Origin of the sequence: Streptomyces sp. SID11385, assembly GCF_010548245.1 — a bacterium.
GTDB lineage: Bacteria > Actinomycetota > Actinomycetes > Streptomycetales > Streptomycetaceae > Streptomyces.
This window is the reverse complement of record NZ_JAAGLR010000615.1, coordinates 1-288: the sequence shown is the minus strand read 5'-3', so window position 1 is coordinate 288 and position 288 is coordinate 1. Positions and strand designations below refer to the sequence as shown.

Annotated in this window: 1 pseudogene; it reads left to right on the top strand. The window is 80.2% G+C overall.

The window, feature by feature from the left end:
- A pseudogene (locus tag G3I42_RS18630) lies at nucleotides 1–288 on the top strand (exodeoxyribonuclease V); the annotation flags it as partial.

Genomic DNA, 288 nt, shown 5'->3' with positions numbered 1-288 from the left:
CTCGGCAAGCACGGCGTCCCCGACGCCGAGGAGGCCGTCCAGGAGGCCGTCGCCGAGGGCGACGCGCTGCTCTTCCAGGACGGTGTCCCGCCCGCCGAAGGCGAGGAGGAGGAAGCGCCGCCGGTCCCCGTGCTCGTCGGCCTGGAGCGGTACGCGCTCGCGGAGGAGAGCCTCGCGGACGCGCTCGGCCGGATCGCCGCCGCCGAGGCGGGGACCGAGGACGGCTGGGGGCCCGCGGCCGAGGCGGCGGGGCGCGGCAGCGCGGCCGAGCTGATCCGGGCCGCCGCC